Consider the following 15657-nt stretch of genomic DNA (forward strand, 5'->3'; position numbering starts at 1 on the left):
ATAAAAACCTAAACTTTTTGATGCTTTTTGTCGATAAAATAGATGTGCTGTACCGATAAGGTATATACGTCCGCCATATGTCATGGCACGCTCCCTGAAAGCATGGCTTTTCGAGGTAGCGAAGACTATCACCTAAAAGGAGGACTGCGGTGCAAGAACGATTGACGGCGAAAGCTTAAGTCATAGTCGAGATCGATACAATGTCGGCTTTTTAATCAGCAGGAGTCAGATGAAGCAGGATTCTATTAACTAGGATGCTGTCCAATAAAGTAAATAGACTAGGAGATGAAACAATGCGTTTGCGGGCAACAAGACTTTGTATACTGTTCCTTATTTTGAGTCTCGTGTCGAGCAGCTTTGGCGTGATGAGCGCAATGGCGGCTACTGAAATATCCAACCTCGTACTGAACAAAAATGAGCTGCAATTAGAAGTTGGTGAAACCGCGTCATTAACGGCTACGGCTGTGTATGTGACCGGAGCGACAGAAAATGTTACGATCAAAGCGGATTGGACTTCGAACCCGGCTGCAGAAGCGAAGGGTGTAGCATCTGTATATGCGGGTGTTGTAACAGCTAAGGCAGAAGGCACAACAACTGTTACGGCAAGCTTTATGGATAAAACCGTGATAGTTAACGTGACTGTTATCAAGCATGTCCGTTCGCTTGTAAAAGATAAGCAAAAAGTTGAAATGCGCAAAAACGGCGAAGAGCAAATCAAGCTGACCGCCTATTATGATGACGGTACTAACGAAGATGTCACTTCCAAAGCGGAGTGGAGTATTGATAATGATGCAGTGGCTACCGTAGTCGACGGTAAAGTGAAAGGTCAAAATTCCGGTACGGCTATCGTTTCCGCCAAATACAACAATCAGACCGTTTCGATCCCTGTTAGTGTGGAAATCGCTAAGAGGGTCGATCCAAGCAAATCCCAATTGTCCTTATTAATTAACAAATCGGAGACCATTACTTTATTCGCCACGTATCCAGACGGCAGCAGTAAGGTAGATGTAACGAACCTAGCTGAATGGGAATCGGATAATCCTGGCGTTGCCGATGTGCTCAAGGGAGAAATCACCGGTTACGGACCTGGACAAGCAACGATTACAGGTACCTATGGTACGAAATCAACTACGATTAAAGTCGATGTAGATAATGCAGTTAAGCTCGATCTGGGTACCGAGAACGTATATATGAAGAAGAACGGTACGGAGCAGCTGAAGCTTATGGCCTCTTATGCTGAGGGAGATCCGGAAAATATTACAGATCGCGCAGAATGGACTTCGAGCAATGACGCTATTGTAAGTGTTGTAAAAGGGAAGCTGTTCGCCAATGCGATCGGTGAAGTAACCATTACAGCCAAATACGGCAACAAAACCGTTACGGCGGTCGTTGACGTTGAAGTGCCTAGAAGACTAGAAGCTGAGCAGGATGCCCTTTTCATGAACACCGGGAAAGGCGAGACGATCGTTCTGTGGGCAACTTACCTAGATAACACAAAGGAAGACGTTGCCAAGCAGGCTAAATGGTCTGTAGATAACGAAGCTATTGTGAAAGTAACGGAAGGCAAAGTGACCGCTTATAAAGCGGGCGAAGCAACGATTACCGCAACTTACGGCGAAAAAAGCGTAACGATCAAAGTATCCGTAGATATTCCTAATGTCATCAAGCCGGACAAAAAAACGGTGAGCTTCCAAGTAGGAGGCTATGATAAGGTTACTTTGAGTGCTATCTATAATGACGGTAAGACAGATGATATTACAGAGAAAGCCGAATGGTCTACCAGTGCTCCTGAAATCGCTGAGGTTCGTAAAGGCGTAATTACAGGTGTGGGCACCGGTGCTGCAACAATCACGGCAAAATACGGTACGAGAACGACAACGATCCAAGTATCCGTAGGTGTATTGAAAAGCTTGACTACGACAGGCGATACGAATGTGTCTTTAAAGAAAGGCGATAAGAAAGAGCTGAACCTGACAGCAACTTATACAGATGGAACCGTTCCGAATAATCTTAAAAAAGACGCGGTATGGACTACTTCCAATGCCAAGGTGGCTACGGTAGAAGAAGGTATCGTTACAGCTGTAAGCTCGGGTGAAGCTACCATAACAGCATCGTTTGAGAGCAAAGCGGTGACGTTTAACGTACAAGTCGATATGGCGGATAAGCTTAGCGCAAAGCCTTCTTTCATCAATTTTGATCTTGGAGAAACCAAGACGATTACACTAAGTGCTACCGACTCCAACGGAAATCCTACAGATGTTACGAGTCAAGCGGAGTGGACATCCAGCAATCCTCAAATCGCAACAGTAGAGAATGGAATTGTGACTCCGGTATCACGAGGCAAGGTGACGATTACAGCAAAGTATGGCGGCAAATCGGTAACGATTGCGGTTGAGATTGGCGTTGTACAAGCTTTAGAGGTGGATAGACGATATGTTTCCACGAAAACCGGCTCCTCCGTACAAATCGTATTGACGGCAACCCTTTCTGATGATAGCAAGAAAGACGTGTCTGATATTGCTCAATGGAAATCAAACAACTATAAAATTGCTGACGTAAACAACGGTCTAGTTACCGGAGTATCAGCAGGTAGTGCTACCATTTCAGCATCGTTCGGCGGTAAAAGCGTTGCGGTTCCTGTTGAGATCGACAAGCTGAAATATTTGAAGACCGATGTAGTCACTGTTGAGTTGAAATCGGGATCGACGGCAGAGGTAAAAGCAACGGCTACATTCGAAGACTTGGCAGAAGAGGATGTTACCATTCCAGCATTGTGGACTTCGTCCAATATCCGTGTTGCCGACGTGAAGGACGGAATCATTAAAGCTACTGGTAAGGGCAAGGCGACTGTGACCGTTACGTATGCCAAGAAGAAGACGACGGTTTATATCATCGTAAATTAACTTTTGGAGTAACAAGCTATCATTCATTCGTAATAAATAAAAAAGGATCCGCCGCCGGCGGGTCCTTTTCTCTGTCTAGCTGCCTAATTACAGGATATTATGTATCCTCTTAGTAGTGGTTCACTATAAAGTTATTTGGATTTCGATTGAAGCAATTCAATGAGCTGCTGCCCTATATCTTTTCCACCGCCGGCGAAACCGCCGTTTCTTGGCTGATTGTCTTTATTAGCTTGGCCGGTTGCATTGGAGTCAGACTTTTGCTGCTGTCTTTGCTGTTTATTTTCTTCCATCTTTTTCAGCTGTTCCTCCGTTGGGGCCTGCTTTGGCTTAGCTTCACCGTTATTGGCAGCATCGGAGTTTCCTTGTCTCATCGGCATGCGAGCTGCAGCATCATCGATGAATTTCTTTTGTTCTGTCGTAAGCTTCTCAACCAGCTTTGTCTGATTGTCTGTAACAAGCTCGCCTTTCGTCACGCTGTCTTGAACGACGGGCAGCATTTGTGCAGCCTGATCTTTAGTAATGCTGAGCCCTTCTTGTTTATCCATTTGAATCAAGGTCTGAAAAGTCATCATCATTTGACGTTGACCTTGGCTCATCGCTGTTCTTTGCTGCTTATCCTGCGAGGTTTGGTTAGCATCCTGTTTCTGCTCCTGAGTTTGGGCTGAAGGAGTGCTTGTGGAGCCGGCAGCGTTGGCCGTACCCTTTGCTGCCCCATCCGAAGCAGTTCCGCAGCCGCTTGCAATGACCGCCAATAATGCACAAGTTCCTATGAGCTGTTTATATTTCATTATAAATTCTTCCTCTCACCTATGATCCGAAGGGTATGTTTTATGAGACATCAAGGAGAGCCGCCTCCATGCAGGCAGCTCTCTATATAAAGTATAGGAGGAAACTGAATCGTGTTCACAACGGAATGTGTTCGTTTTTATTTGGCAGCGTCAGTTGTAGCAGAAGAAGCTTCCGAGGCAGACTTCTTCTCTTTATGCTGTTGTTGCCCTTTGTTCTCAACAAATTTTTTGATAGAGTCCGTCATGCTGTCTTTCACTTGAGCGATCAATTGATCTTCAGTAATTCCTTTGGATTGAGCGATCTCAACCAGCGAGCTGCCCGCTTTCAGCTGGGTGTTCAGCTCTTCTTTAGTGATTCCGAGAATTTTGGCCAAAGCATCGCTATTGGCAAAGCCTCCGAAATGCTCCTGTTTTCCAAAACCTTTTCCAAAACCGCCACCCATAGGGCCTTGTTTTTGCGTATTTTCAATCATTTTTTTCAAACGATCGGAAAGACCTGTTTTTTGTTTATCAGCTTGCTCCTGAGTCAGCTTGCCGGATGTCACGGCTGCATCAATATTCGCCGTTTCTGCAGCTACTAATTTTTGCAATAAAGTATCCTCGCTTAATCCCGCTTTATCCTGTGCGATTTGAACTAATGTTTTCCCTTGCTTTAATTCATCCTGGATTACACTTTGCTCTACGCCAAGGACAGTAGCGATTTGTTGGAACACATTGATGCCACGGCTTTCGCCCTTATCCCCTTGAGGTCCTTTATCGCCAAAGCCCTTGCCAAATCCTGTGTTAGTAACTTCCTTGGTCAGACGGTCTGTTAAGTTGGTTTTCTGCTTGTCCGCCTGCTCTTGAGTCAGCTTACCGGAGGTTACCGCTGCATCGATTGTAGAAGTTTCGGCTGCGATTAATTTTTGCAGGAAATCGTCTTGAGTTAGGCCGCCTTTGTCTTGAGCGATTTGAGCTAACGTTTTGCCTTGCTTCAGTTCATCCATAACAACACTTTGTTCTACACTGAGCAATGTAGCTGTTTCTTTGATCACGTTGTTTCCGCCAAAGCCGAAGCCAGGACGTTCGCCGCCGCGACCTTCCATTCCTTTTTTGAAGCCTGCTTTGTCTTGTTTGGAGCTGGTATCTGAGCTATTTTGAACAGTCGAGCTGGTGGTATCCTGCGCTTGAGCCTGAGTAAGTACTGCGGTAAGTCCGCCTCCAAGAAGGAATCCTGCTGCGATTGTGCCTGTAAGTATTTTTTTACCGATTTGCTTCATATGTTTTCTCCACCTTTATGAATGATTTTCCTTACACTTTGAAGTATAGGCTCCATTTATGAAAAACCTATGAAGTGTAGCTTAACCTCTCATTAATGTTAGCTGAAAGTGCGCTGAACGAAAGTTTCCATCCGTTTCCTTGTATACAAACTTAAAACGTATATCGTATGCTCGATGAAACAGGATTGTAGGTGGAGTTTCCTTGTGTGAAGCGGGGAGCCGGCCATAACAAGACTTCGTGTAGGTTGGAAAAAAGAGGTGAGAGCTGTGCAGCTGCAAATGAATACGGAGCAAGGAAGTGGAAAGAGGCTTCGCAATGGAGGGGCGCTCTCTTTATCCCTATTAATAGTAGTCTTTGCAATTAGTATATTGTTGGTCTTAAGCTGGCTGCCTGTGGGTAAGGCTCTTAGTCGTCCTTCCTATAGTGCAGCGAACAAGCTTACTTTGATGACATTTAATATTCGCCATGCTAAAGGCTTGGATGGTCAAGTTCGTCTGCAGTCTGTTCGGGATGCTCTATCACAAGGTAAAGCCGATCTCATAGCACTGCAGGAGGTTGATAGATTTCAAGGGCGCAGCGGTTTTCAGGATCAAGCACGTGCCTTATCGCAGTCTCTTCATATGACGTTCTTATATGCTCCGGCCATGAGCCAGGGTGTTTCCCAATATGGGATCGCCCTACTAAGCCGGTTCCCCCTGATAAATCCACATACGTATCCCTTACCGGGGGAAAAGGAGCCGCGGGTGGTTCTAACAGCCCAAATGGAGATCCAGAGGCCGCACAACCCATCACAAGGGCAGCAAGGGCGGGAGCAAGAGCTGGTGACGATTGTAACGACCCATCTGGGAGTAACACGAGCTGACCGTGAACGGCAGATGCCTGAGCTGCTTCGTATTTTGAAGGAAATCCGAACGCCGATCGTATTATTGGGGGATTTGAATATGACGGATCAAGATCCTTTAATGAAGGAATTGAATGAGACTTTGCATCAAGCGAGATTGCCGGCTTCCGAATCGACGGTGTTACACGGGGGACAGATCGATCATATATTCACCAGCTTTCCCGGTTTGGAGGATACGCCAGCTTGGACCAAAGCAACGAAGGCTTCCGATCATGTGCCTGTTTTATATAAAGTAGCCTTGTTCCAGGGTGGGCAATAATGCCATGATTCCTTCCTCTGCATATGTTAAAAAGAAGTTGACTAAAGGCTTGCAGGAGGGGACCATGCACGGACTATATATTGGTAATAATCGTATGCTGATCTCGACGGTTTGGAAGGGTACTTTGATTGTGCCTGCGGATGATTTGAGTCTTATGCCCCAGCTTGCGTTGTCAGGCGCAGTGGAGCTCCCTTTGACCCGATATTTAATTAACTATATGAAGCCTGGACAAACGGCCGTCGATATTGGAGCCAATGTAGGCTATTTTTCGGTGCTGTTCGGGATGCTTGTTGGAACTCAAGGTAAAGTGATCGCTTATGAAGCGAATCCGGAAATCGTCCATTATTTAAATGATTCTCTATCCATTAACTATTTGCATGACCGAACCATCGTTCATAACAAAGCGGTCTATAGTCAAAATAAGGCTGTTTCTTTTTACGCCAATGAAAAATTTAAAGGAAATGCTTCGATTCAAAGGCATAATGAAGCTTATTTTCAACATTATAAAGAAGAGGTTCAATCCATCACCATTCCCGCAGAGAGGCTGGACCTGCTTTATTCCTCCGTACCTCGAATCGACCTGCTGAAAATGGATATCGAAGGCGGAGAGTATCACGCATTTCTCGGTATGAAGGAATACTTGACTCAGCGGTCTATTGGAACGATTGTATTTGAACTTAATAATGCGGCTCTTCAGAGCGATCTGGAGCCTTTTCATCAACTGCTGAGGTCTTACCATGAACAGTATGGGTATGTGTTCTATTTGATCAATTCAGAAGGTCAGCTTGTCTCTTTCCCATTGGAGGAGATTTTTACAGGTCCTGGATTTCCCTATGTAGTTATGAAGCCTGGGAGCCAAGAATAGGGCAAAAAATGAAAAGAAATGCGGGTAAATGATCTCTTGCTTTTTTTTAATGGATAATTGTTGTAAACTGAATGAAAATGATGTTTTTTCATTAGAGTGCAATTTCCTCACGTTTCCGACCCCATCAAAGAGAGGCCGTTACATGAATATCAAAGAATGGAAAATGGAGCTTCGACGTCTAGCAGAGGCAGAACGAAATGCATTATCGCCTTCAGAGCACAGCGTAAAATCGAAGCAAGTTAGTGAAGCGTTAGTTCGCCGAATCGGCGAGATTATGGATTCCAGTGCCAGTCCGGGTCATCGGCCCACTTTATTTACGTATGTGCCTGTGAAATCTGAGGTCGATGTGACACCGGTTATGGAAGCTTGCTGGGCCAAGCAATACCGTGTCCTCGTCCCCAAAGTGCAGCAGGAGCCTAAGCAGTTGAAGCTGTTCGAAATCGAATCGTATGAGGATCTGGAGAAGGGGGCTTGGAACATTCCTGAGCCCGTAGCGAATGCACCTCGGTTTCATGATATGAAGCAGATCGATGTGATTCTGGTTCCTGGTTTGGCTTTTGATTCGCAGTTCGGCAGATTAGGCTATGGCGGAGGCTTCTATGACCGGTTTATGCAGCAGTATGTACGTTCCGGTTGGACTATGCCTTATATCATTGCGGGAGCTTTTGATCTGCAGATGATTAAGGAGGTTCCGATGGGATTGTTCGACTTCCGATTGGACGAGCTGATTACGGAGGAGAGAACACTCCGCGCTACCAAAACAGGAGGGCTGAAACCATGAGTGATTCGACTCCCTTGACTCATTTCAATGAGCAGGGCAGAGCCAAGATGGTAGATATCTCCGATAAGCAGGAGACAAGCCGTACCGCAACGGCAAGGACAACGGTGTCGATGAAGCCTTCTACGTTGACCTTAATTAAGGAAGGGCGAATCGGTAAAGGCGATGTGCTTGCCGTTGCGCAGGTCGCTGCCGTAATGGCTGCCAAAAAGACATCAGACTGGATTCCGATGTGTCATCCGTTATCGTTGACCGGCATTGATGTCCGGTTCAGCGATAATGATGACGACCAGCTCTTCATCGAAGCGACCGTCAAAACGAAGGGTTTGACCGGAGTTGAGATGGAAGCGTTGACTGCCGTATCGGCAGCCGCCTTGACGGTTTACGATATGTGCAAAGCGGCTGAGAAGGATATGATCATCGGACCCACTATGCTGGTTAGTAAGACGGGTGGAAAAAACGGTGACTTTCACAGAACCGACACCGAATTGTAATCACTTTACGGTACAATAAGCCCATGGAGAGGAGTAAGCTTATGCGTTGGAAAGTGGCGATTTTAACCGCAAGCGATCGAGGATCCCGGGGAGAGCGTGAGGATACGAGCGCCCAAGTGATTCGGGAGCTGATCGAAGAGGAAATTAACGGGGAAATTATTGAGTACCGTGTAGTGCCGGACGAGAAGGACGAGATTATGGCCGCGTTGATCGAAATGACCGATTATTTCAAGGTGGATCTCATCCTGACCACAGGCGGAACAGGCCTTGCCCCTCGAGATGTAACTCCGGAAGCAACTTTGGAAGTGATCGACCGCCAAGCTCCCGGATTTGCCGAAGCCATGCGAATGATTTCGATGCAAAAGACGCCAAGAGCAATGCTTTCGCGGGCGGTGTCCGGGATTCGCGGCAGAACGCTGATCATTAATCTGCCAGGCAGTCCTAAAGGCGTTTCGGAGAATTTGGCAGCCGTCATGGATCAGCTGCCGCATGCTCTGGGCATCTTGACCGGACGCGAAGGAGATCATGGGTATGAAGCCTGAGGATATGCTTCGCGAGGTGAAGGTCGAGGAAGCGGTCGGGATGATGCTGGCGCATGACTTGACGCAGATACTTCCCGGGGAATTCAAAGGACGTCTGTTCAAAAAGGGTCATGTAATCCAGGAAAGCGATATTCCTGCCTTGCTGAATATAGGTAAGGAGCATATCTATGCTATGGCTCTCGAGGATGGCTGGCTTCATGAAGATGAGGCAGCCAAGCGGATGGCCAAGGCGGCTGCAGGGATGAATGTCGTACTGACGGAGCCTCACGAAGGCAAAATCACGCTGAAGTCTTCGATTCATGGACTGGCCAAAATACATAAGCCGCTCGTGGACGCGGTCAATGCGTTGGATCAAATCGTTATGTCCACCATCAAGACGAATACTGTTGTCAAACCAGGGCAATCATTGACCGGAACGCGGGTCATTCCTCTTATTATAGAAGAGGAGAAAATTCGTGAGGTCGAGAAGCGGGCAAGCGAGCCCTTGGTCGAAGTCAAACCATTTCGTCCTCTCCGCGTAGGCTTGATTACGACGGGTAGCGAGGTGTATAAGGGACGAATTCAAGATAAATTCGGGCCGATCGTTCGGGAAAAGGTAGCTGCCTTGGGCTCCGAAGTAATAGAACAAAGGCTTGCCCCGGATGACAGCGAAACGATTGTCAGCGAAATCCGCTACTTTTTAGAAGAGCTTAAGGTCGATTTAATTCTTGTAACAGGCGGGATGTCCGTAGACCCGGATGATCGAACTCCTGGCGCGATTAAACAGGCTGGAGCCCGTATCGTAAGCTATGGGACACCGATGCTGCCGGGTTCTATGCTGTTGATTGGTTATTTGGGAGAGATCCCTATTATGGGGCTACCCGGCTGTGTAATGCATGACCCGTATACCTCGTTCGATGTGATTTTGCCGCGCATTTGCGCAGGAGAGCCTATCACCCGCCAGGAAATAGCGGAGATGGGATACGGAGGCTTGTACGGGTGTTAGGAGTCTGTCCGAGGGGAACCAAACAGGTGAATATTGATTCAATCTGGGTTTCCGAGAAAGGGATGGTATTTCATCAAAATCAATCCGTCGGACAGATTCTAGGTTGTATTGCTTCATTAAAGAACGGCAGAAATACGGTAACAAAAGGAGGTCCTATGAGTATTTCCCACATACTGCTTATTGCTCTTGTGGCACTAGTCTTATTCGGTCCGAATAAGCTGCCAGAACTAGGTAGAGCGCTGGGCAAAACGATGCGTGAATTTAAAAAGACGGCCAATGATCTGATGGGCGGCTTGCAAGATGAGGAACCACAGCCTCAACCTCAACGCAAAGATGTAACGCCTGCTCCAGCAGCAGCATCTTCGACTCAAAGCAGCAGCCAGCCACCAACAGTATCGGCTTCTGCTCAGCAAGAAAGACCGGCAACGGATTCACGCAGGCTGCCGGATTAATAGTTATTCACTTCACAGCAGGTTGGTGAACAAATGAAGGATATCGATGAAGGAATGTCATTGGTCGAGCACCTTGGCGAGCTTCGCAAAAGGATTATATGGGTACTGGTCGTACTCATTATCGGAATGGTCATAGGCATTATTGTGGCTCAGCCAATTATAGCTTATCTTAAAACTGTACCTCCGGCTAAGGATATTACCTGGAACGTATTTTCTCCATGGGATGGCATTAGGATGTACATGAGCTTTGCATTGGTAACCGGACTCATTATTACACTACCAGTTGCCTTATACCAAATATGGTCTTTTTTAAAGCCAGGTTTGCGGGAAGAAGAGCAGAAAGCATCATTGAAATTTGTTCCATTCGCTTTTCTATTGTTCCTAATCGGGTTGGCATTTGCTTATTTTGTTGTGTTTAAAATGGCATTTTTATTTACATCGGGTATCTCGGAAAAGCTTGCATTACAAGAGACGTATGGAATTTCCCAATACTTTTCGTTTATGTTCAATATTCTGATTCCGATCTCACTTTTGTTCGAGCTGCCGATTGTCATTATGTTTTTGACACAGCTGCGGATTTTGAATCCGAATCGGCTGCACAAAATTCGCCGCTACGCCTATTTGATTCTGGTTATAGTGGCCGCAATGATTACGCCTCCAGATATGCTCTCAGCGGTTATTGTATCGGTTCCGATGATTATCCTATATGAGTGCAGCGTGCTGTTGTCGGGTATGGTATACCGTAAGCAACTGCTCAAAGATCAAGCTTGGGAAGAAGAGTTCGGTGCTAAATAAGTCTGCTTCTATCAGTCTCTGACTGTGTGAGGGCGGGCTTTTTTTCTGTTTGAAGAGTAGGACAAGCGTTTTCGATAACTAGCAGGAATTTGGCGGCATTTCATAGTATTTATTACATTAGAAAAGAACCTAATCCCCAGGATGTAGGGCTCTCATAGGACATCGTATATTTTATTTTTGGATGGATACAATGAATGGGGTGTGAAAGTTCAGTAAAATCGGTAAAACCACTTGCAAAATTCACACAAACTGATTATCATAATAAGTGTTGTTAGCACTTAGCATATTCGAGTGCTAACGGAATATACGAAACAACCATAATCTAAAGGAGGCTATTTTCTCATGATCAAACCGTTGGGTGATCGCGTAGTCATTGAAGCCATTGCTAAGGAGGAAACCACAGCAAGCGGTATCGTACTGCCAGACACAGCTAAAGAGAAACCGCAAGAAGGTAAAGTAGTAGCAGTTGGCAGCGGTGTTCTTAAAGACGGAGTGCGTGTTCCGCTTGAAGTTCAAGAAGGCGACCGTATCATTTTCTCCAAATACGCTGGCACTGAAGTGAAATTTGATGGCCGCGAGCTTCTGATTATGCGTGAAAGCGACATTCTTGCCGTTCTTGCCTAATTTAGAGGATCTTACTTAAGTTAGCCTATGAGCTGCTGCTTTATGAGCGAAGCTAGCTTATACTTACGATGCAAATAATGGTACGACTTAAAATAAAAACTACATTTTCGGGAGGGTATCACTCATGGCAAAAGATATTAAATTCAGTGAAGACGCTCGTCGCGCAATGCTTCGCGGTGTTGACGCTTTGGCAAATGCCGTAAAAGTTACTTTGGGTCCTAAAGGCCGCAACGTGGTTCTGGAGAAAAAATTCGGCAGCCCGTTGATCACTAACGACGGTGTTACCATTGCAAAAGAAATCGAACTCGAAGATGCATTCGAGAACATGGGCGCTCAACTCGTTAAAGAAGTAGCAACTAAAACTAACGATGTAGCCGGTGACGGTACTACAACAGCAACGGTTCTTGCTCAAGCGATGATTCGCGAAGGCTTGAAAAACGTTACAGCTGGCGCTAACCCTATGGTTATCCGTAAAGGGATTGACAAAGCGGTTAAAGCGGCTGTAGAAGAATTGAAAAACATCTCCAAAGCAATCGAAGGCAAACAATCCATCGCTCAAGTAGCGGCTATCTCCGCTGCTGACGAAGAAGTAGGCGAACTGATCGCTGAAGCTATGGAAAAAGTGGGTAAAGACGGCGTTATCACCGTTGAAGAGTCCAAAGGCTTCGCTACTGAGCTTGAAGTGGTTGAAGGTATGCAATTCGATCGTGGCTACATCTCCCCGTATATGATTACAGATACGGACAAAATGGAAGCTATTTTGGATAACCCATACATCTTGATCACAGACAAAAAAATCTCCAACATTCAAGAGATCTTGCCTGTGCTTGAAAAAGTAGTACAACAAGGCAAACCGCTTCTGATCATCGCTGAGGATGTAGAAGGCGAAGCTTTGGCAACATTGATCATGAACAGACTTCGTGGAACATTCACTTGCGTAGCGGTTAAAGCTCCTGGCTTCGGCGACCGTCGTAAAGCTATGCTGCAAGATATCGCTGCATTGACTGGCGCACAAGTGATCACTGAAGAGCTTGGATTGGATCTGAAATCCACTCGCCCTGAGCAATTGGGTACAGCTCGTCAAATCCGCGTAATAAAAGAAAACACAATCGTAGTAGACGGCGCAGGCGACAAAAAAGACATCGGCGCTCGTATCTCCCAAATCCGTACGCAACTGGAAGAAACCACTTCCGACTTCGACAAAGAGAAACTGCAAGAGCGTCTGGCTAAATTGGCTGGTGGCGTAGCAGTAATCAAAGTCGGCGCAGCTACTGAAACTGAGTTGAAAGAGCGTAAGCTTCGTATCGAAGATGCTCTGAACGCAACTCGTGCAGCGGTTGAAGAAGGTATCGTTTCTGGCGGTGGTACAGCCCTCGTTAACGTATACAATGCTGTAGCAGCAGTTAAGTCCTCTGGCGACGAGCAAACAGGCGTAAACATCGTTCTACGCGCTCTGGAAGAGCCTGTACGCACAATCGCAGCTAACGCTGGTCAAGAAGGCTCCGTCATCGTTGAGCGCTTGAAAAAAGAAGCTGTAGGCATCGGCTACAACGCAGCTACTGGCGAGTGGGTTAACATGTTCGAATCCGGTATCGTTGACCCTGCAAAAGTAACTCGTTCCGCATTGCAAAACGCAGCATCCGTTGCGGCTATGTTCTTGACAACCGAAGCGGTTATCGCGGACAAACCAGAAAAAGACAAGCCATCTATGCCTGACATGGGCGGCATGGGTGGAATGGGCGGCATGATGTAATCTAGGCTGTAAAGCCTGTAGCATCAAGGGTTCTTCTTCGGAAGAACGTCGTTTGACCACATTTTGACCATATTGAATAAAAAAAGGCTTCTCACAAAGTTCATTTAGAACTCGTGAGAAGCCTTTTAATTATGCATTGCGTAATTCATCAAGCAACTGGTTAAGTTTCTTATCAAAAGTGAAAACAGTATGTCCTTCGATCTTGGAATAAGCGAAGAGCAAGGAGTCAACAAAATCGATTTTGATTTCACTGTAGACCTTTAGAGCTTCAACTAGGATACTTCTGTCATGCGTGGTGATGTTGCTGTAGGTGAGTAAGTTCCGTAGTGAATCATAGATAAGTGGTCGATCCACCTTATATACCTTCTCCAGAACATAAACGACCTCGGTGATAACTTCATTAGGGATAAAGATAGGGTAGTTTTCAATCTTTTCACTGGCTTGATCAATGAACTGAATCGCATCTTGAAGCAAATACCGTAGAATCATATTTGCATCAACGATGTTCATGCTTTTCTTGCACACCCTTTGCCCAAGCGTTTTGTTCATATTCGATTAAATCTATGTTGGCGAATTGTTTTAATGCGCCTCGCGCTGTAGGAGTAGCAGGTACTGGTGTTTTAAATGGAGTTGGATCTCCAATTGGTAATATGATTAGTTCAACGTCCTGATTGCGTAGGTTCTCTGGAAGATCGATAATATACTTTAGCACATCACTGTTTGTTATTTTTCTGACGAAGTTCATGTTAATCACCGTCCTTCATTTAATTATATCTGATTCAGTATTGACTCACAATTACCAATCTTACAATCGCATCCAGATGCATTACATTAAAGTTTTCTCATGAGCTAACTGAACTTTTTGGATGCCTCTTTTTTCATAACATACGCTAAAAAAATCGAACTCGAAGATGCATTCGAGAACATGGGTGCTCAACTCGTTAAAGAAGTAGCAACAAAAACAAATGATGTAGCCGGTGACGGTACCACAACAGCAACCGTTCTTGCTCAAGCGATGATTCGCGAAGGCTTGAAAAACGTGACAGCTGGCGCTAACCCTATGGTTATCCGTAAAGGGATCGACAAAGCGGCTAAAGCGGCTAAAGCGGCTGTAGAGGAATTGAAAAACATCTCCAAAGCAATCGAAGGCAAACAATCCATTGCTCAAGTAGCGGCTATCTCCGCTGCTGACGAAGAAGTAGGCGAACTGATCGCTCGATCGTGGCTACATTTCCCCGTACATGATCACAGATACGGACAAAATGGAAGCTATCTTGGATAACCCATACATCTTGATCACAGACAAAAAAATCTCCAACATTCAAGAGATCTTGCCTGTGCTTGAAAAAGTAGTACAACAAGGCAAACCGCTTCTGATCATCGCTGAGGATGTAGAAGGCGAAGCTTTGGCAACCTTGATCATGAACAGACTTCGTGGAACATTCACTTGCGTAGCGGTTAAAGCTCCTGGCTTCGGCGACCGTCGTAAAGCTATGCTGCAAGATATCGCTGCATTGACTGGCGCACAAGTGATCACAGAAGAGCTTGGATTGGATCTGAAATCCACTCGTCCTGAGCAATTGGGTACAGCTCGTCAAATCCGCGTAACTAAAGAAAATACTATTATTGTAGACGGCGCAGGCGACAAAAAAGACATCGGCGCTCGTATCTCCCAAATCCGTACGCAATTGGAAGAAACCACTTCCGACTTCGACAAAGAGAAGCTGCAAGAGCGTCTGGCTAAATTGGCTGGCGGCGTAGCGGTAATCAAAGTTGGTGCAGCTACTGAAACTGAGTTAAAAGAGCGTAAGCTTCGTATCGAAGATGCTCTGAACGCAACTCGTGCAGCAGTTAAGTCCTCTGGCGACGAGCAATCAGGCGTAAACATCGTTCTACGCGCTCTGGAAGAGCCTGTACGTACAATCGCAGCTAACGCTGGTCAAGAAGGCTCCGCAATCATTGAGCGCTTGAAAAAAGAAGCTGTAGGCATCGGCTACAACGCTGCTACCGGCGAGTGGGTTAACATGTTCGAATCCGGTATCGTTGACCCTGCAAAAGTAACACGCTCCGCATTGCAAAACGCAGCATCCGTTGCAGCTATGTTCTTGACAACCGAAGCGGTTATCGCGGACAAACCAGAAAAAGATAAACCAGCTATGCCTGACATGGGCGGCATGATGTAATACGTGCCAAAATCCCTTGATATATAAGGGGAATAGGTAGGAGTGTTAACCTCACCTCATTCAGATATCATCGCT

General features: G+C 46.0%; 15 protein-coding genes and 1 pseudogene. 12 read left to right on the forward strand and 4 right to left on the reverse strand.

The window, feature by feature from the left end; all coding sequences use genetic code 11:
• The first annotated feature begins 293 nt into the window (after nucleotides 1–293).
• The gene (locus QMA13_RS03035) at nucleotides 294–2903 is read left to right on the forward strand and encodes an Ig-like domain-containing protein (RefSeq protein ID WP_282939438.1); all 2610 of its coding nucleotides are present in this window, start codon (nucleotides 294–296) and stop codon (nucleotides 2901–2903) included.
• Between the two features lie 131 nt (nucleotides 2904–3034).
• On the opposite strand, the gene QMA13_RS03040 is transcribed toward QMA13_RS03035, so the two are convergent.
• Both QMA13_RS03040 and QMA13_RS03045 read right to left on the reverse strand, forming a co-directional pair.
• Entirely contained in the window at nucleotides 3035–3691 is a 657-nt protein-coding gene (locus QMA13_RS03040; RefSeq protein ID WP_282939439.1) for a hypothetical protein, read from the reverse strand.
• Between the two features lie 137 nt (nucleotides 3692–3828).
• Nucleotides 3829–4950, reverse strand: a complete 1122-nt coding sequence (locus tag QMA13_RS03045) for a hypothetical protein (protein WP_282939440.1) — start codon at nucleotides 4948–4950, stop codon at nucleotides 3829–3831.
• Nucleotides 4951–5217: 267 nt separating this feature from the next.
• Between QMA13_RS03045 and QMA13_RS03050 the strand changes: the two genes are divergently transcribed.
• The 10 genes from QMA13_RS03050 to groL all read left to right on the forward strand — a co-directional run bounded on the left by QMA13_RS03050 (nucleotide 5218) and on the right by groL (nucleotide 13399).
• Complete coding sequence (locus tag QMA13_RS03050) at nucleotides 5218–6111, forward strand: endonuclease/exonuclease/phosphatase family protein (RefSeq protein WP_282939441.1); 894 nt, start codon at nucleotides 5218–5220, stop codon at nucleotides 6109–6111.
• Between the two features lie 64 nt (nucleotides 6112–6175).
• Nucleotides 6176–6976, forward strand: a complete 801-nt coding sequence (locus QMA13_RS03055) for an FkbM family methyltransferase (RefSeq protein ID WP_282939443.1) — start codon at nucleotides 6176–6178, stop codon at nucleotides 6974–6976.
• Between the two features lie 142 nt (nucleotides 6977–7118).
• The gene (locus QMA13_RS03060) at nucleotides 7119–7757 is read left to right on the forward strand and encodes a 5-formyltetrahydrofolate cyclo-ligase (protein ID WP_282939445.1); all 639 of its coding nucleotides are present in this window, start codon (nucleotides 7119–7121) and stop codon (nucleotides 7755–7757) included.
• Entirely contained in the window at nucleotides 7754–8248 is a 495-nt protein-coding gene (gene moaC / locus QMA13_RS03065) for a cyclic pyranopterin monophosphate synthase MoaC (protein WP_282939446.1), read from the forward strand. The genes QMA13_RS03060 and moaC overlap by 4 nt, the downstream gene beginning before the upstream one ends.
• Before the next feature lie 41 nt (nucleotides 8249–8289).
• A complete protein-coding gene (gene mog, locus QMA13_RS03070; RefSeq protein ID WP_028553111.1) occupies nucleotides 8290–8790 on the forward strand; it encodes a molybdopterin adenylyltransferase in 501 nt (166 codons plus the stop codon).
• Complete coding sequence (locus QMA13_RS03075; protein WP_282939448.1) at nucleotides 8780–9775, forward strand: molybdopterin-binding protein; 996 nt, start codon at nucleotides 8780–8782, stop codon at nucleotides 9773–9775. Before mog ends, QMA13_RS03075 begins: the two co-directional genes overlap by 11 nt.
• A gap of 26 nt (nucleotides 9776–9801) precedes the next feature.
• Complete coding sequence (gene tatA / locus QMA13_RS03080) at nucleotides 9802–10227, forward strand: twin-arginine translocase TatA/TatE family subunit (protein ID WP_282939449.1); 426 nt, start codon at nucleotides 9802–9804, stop codon at nucleotides 10225–10227.
• 33 nt (nucleotides 10228–10260) lie between these two features.
• A complete protein-coding gene (gene tatC, locus QMA13_RS03085; protein WP_282939450.1) occupies nucleotides 10261–11022 on the forward strand; it encodes a twin-arginine translocase subunit TatC in 762 nt (253 codons plus the stop codon).
• Between the two features lie 342 nt (nucleotides 11023–11364).
• The gene (gene groES / locus QMA13_RS03090; protein ID WP_028553107.1) at nucleotides 11365–11646 is read left to right on the forward strand and encodes a co-chaperone GroES; all 282 of its coding nucleotides are present in this window, start codon (nucleotides 11365–11367) and stop codon (nucleotides 11644–11646) included.
• A gap of 124 nt (nucleotides 11647–11770) precedes the next feature.
• A complete protein-coding gene (groL, locus tag QMA13_RS03095) occupies nucleotides 11771–13399 on the forward strand; it encodes a chaperonin GroEL (protein ID WP_282939452.1) in 1629 nt (542 codons plus the stop codon).
• Nucleotides 13400–13528: 129 nt separating this feature from the next.
• On the opposite strand, the gene QMA13_RS03100 is transcribed toward groL, so the two are convergent.
• Both QMA13_RS03100 and QMA13_RS03105 read right to left on the reverse strand, forming a co-directional pair.
• Nucleotides 13529–13909: a type II toxin-antitoxin system VapC family toxin gene (locus tag QMA13_RS03100; RefSeq protein WP_282939454.1), complete on the reverse strand. Its 381-nt coding sequence runs from the start codon at nucleotides 13907–13909 to the stop codon at nucleotides 13529–13531.
• Nucleotides 13896–14144 carry a hypothetical protein gene (locus QMA13_RS03105; RefSeq protein ID WP_282939455.1) on the reverse strand — a complete coding sequence of 83 codons (249 nt, stop codon included), beginning with the start codon at nucleotides 14142–14144 and terminating at the stop codon, nucleotides 13896–13898. Before QMA13_RS03105 ends, QMA13_RS03100 begins: the two co-directional genes overlap by 14 nt.
• A 135-nt stretch (nucleotides 14145–14279) precedes the next feature.
• Here QMA13_RS03105 and QMA13_RS03110 point away from each other — a divergent pair.
• Nucleotides 14280–15582: pseudogene (locus tag QMA13_RS03110) on the forward strand (chaperonin GroEL); the annotation flags it as partial.
• Nucleotides 15583–15657 lie beyond the last annotated feature (75 nt).

It is taken from the genome of Paenibacillus sp. RC67 (assembly GCF_030020805.1).
GTDB lineage: Bacteria > Bacillota > Bacilli > Paenibacillales > NBRC-103111 > Paenibacillus_S.

Coding starts and splice junctions, on each gene's coding strand:
- QMA13_RS03035 (WP_282939438.1), top strand. CDS start 294: ATGCGTTTGCGGGCAACAAGACTTTGTATACTGTTCCTTATTTTGAGT.
- QMA13_RS03040 (WP_282939439.1), bottom strand. CDS start 3,691: ATGAAATATAAACAGCTCATAGGAACTTGTGCATTATTGGCGGTCATT.
- QMA13_RS03045 (WP_282939440.1), bottom strand. CDS start 4,950: ATGAAGCAAATCGGTAAAAAAATACTTACAGGCACAATCGCAGCAGGA.
- QMA13_RS03055 (WP_282939443.1), top strand. CDS start 6,176: ATGCACGGACTATATATTGGTAATAATCGTATGCTGATCTCGACGGTT.
- QMA13_RS03060 (WP_282939445.1), top strand. CDS start 7,119: ATGAATATCAAAGAATGGAAAATGGAGCTTCGACGTCTAGCAGAGGCA.
- moaC (WP_282939446.1), top strand. CDS start 7,754: ATGAGTGATTCGACTCCCTTGACTCATTTCAATGAGCAGGGCAGAGCC.
- mog (WP_028553111.1), top strand. CDS start 8,290: ATGCGTTGGAAAGTGGCGATTTTAACCGCAAGCGATCGAGGATCCCGG.
- QMA13_RS03075 (WP_282939448.1), top strand. CDS start 8,780: ATGAAGCCTGAGGATATGCTTCGCGAGGTGAAGGTCGAGGAAGCGGTC.
- tatC (WP_282939450.1), top strand. CDS start 10,261: ATGAAGGATATCGATGAAGGAATGTCATTGGTCGAGCACCTTGGCGAG.
- groES (WP_028553107.1), top strand. CDS start 11,365: ATGATCAAACCGTTGGGTGATCGCGTAGTCATTGAAGCCATTGCTAAG.
- groL (WP_282939452.1), top strand. CDS start 11,771: ATGGCAAAAGATATTAAATTCAGTGAAGACGCTCGTCGCGCAATGCTT.
- QMA13_RS03100 (WP_282939454.1), bottom strand. CDS start 13,909: ATGAACATCGTTGATGCAAATATGATTCTACGGTATTTGCTTCAAGAT.
- QMA13_RS03105 (WP_282939455.1), bottom strand. CDS start 14,144: ATGAACTTCGTCAGAAAAATAACAAACAGTGATGTGCTAAAGTATATT.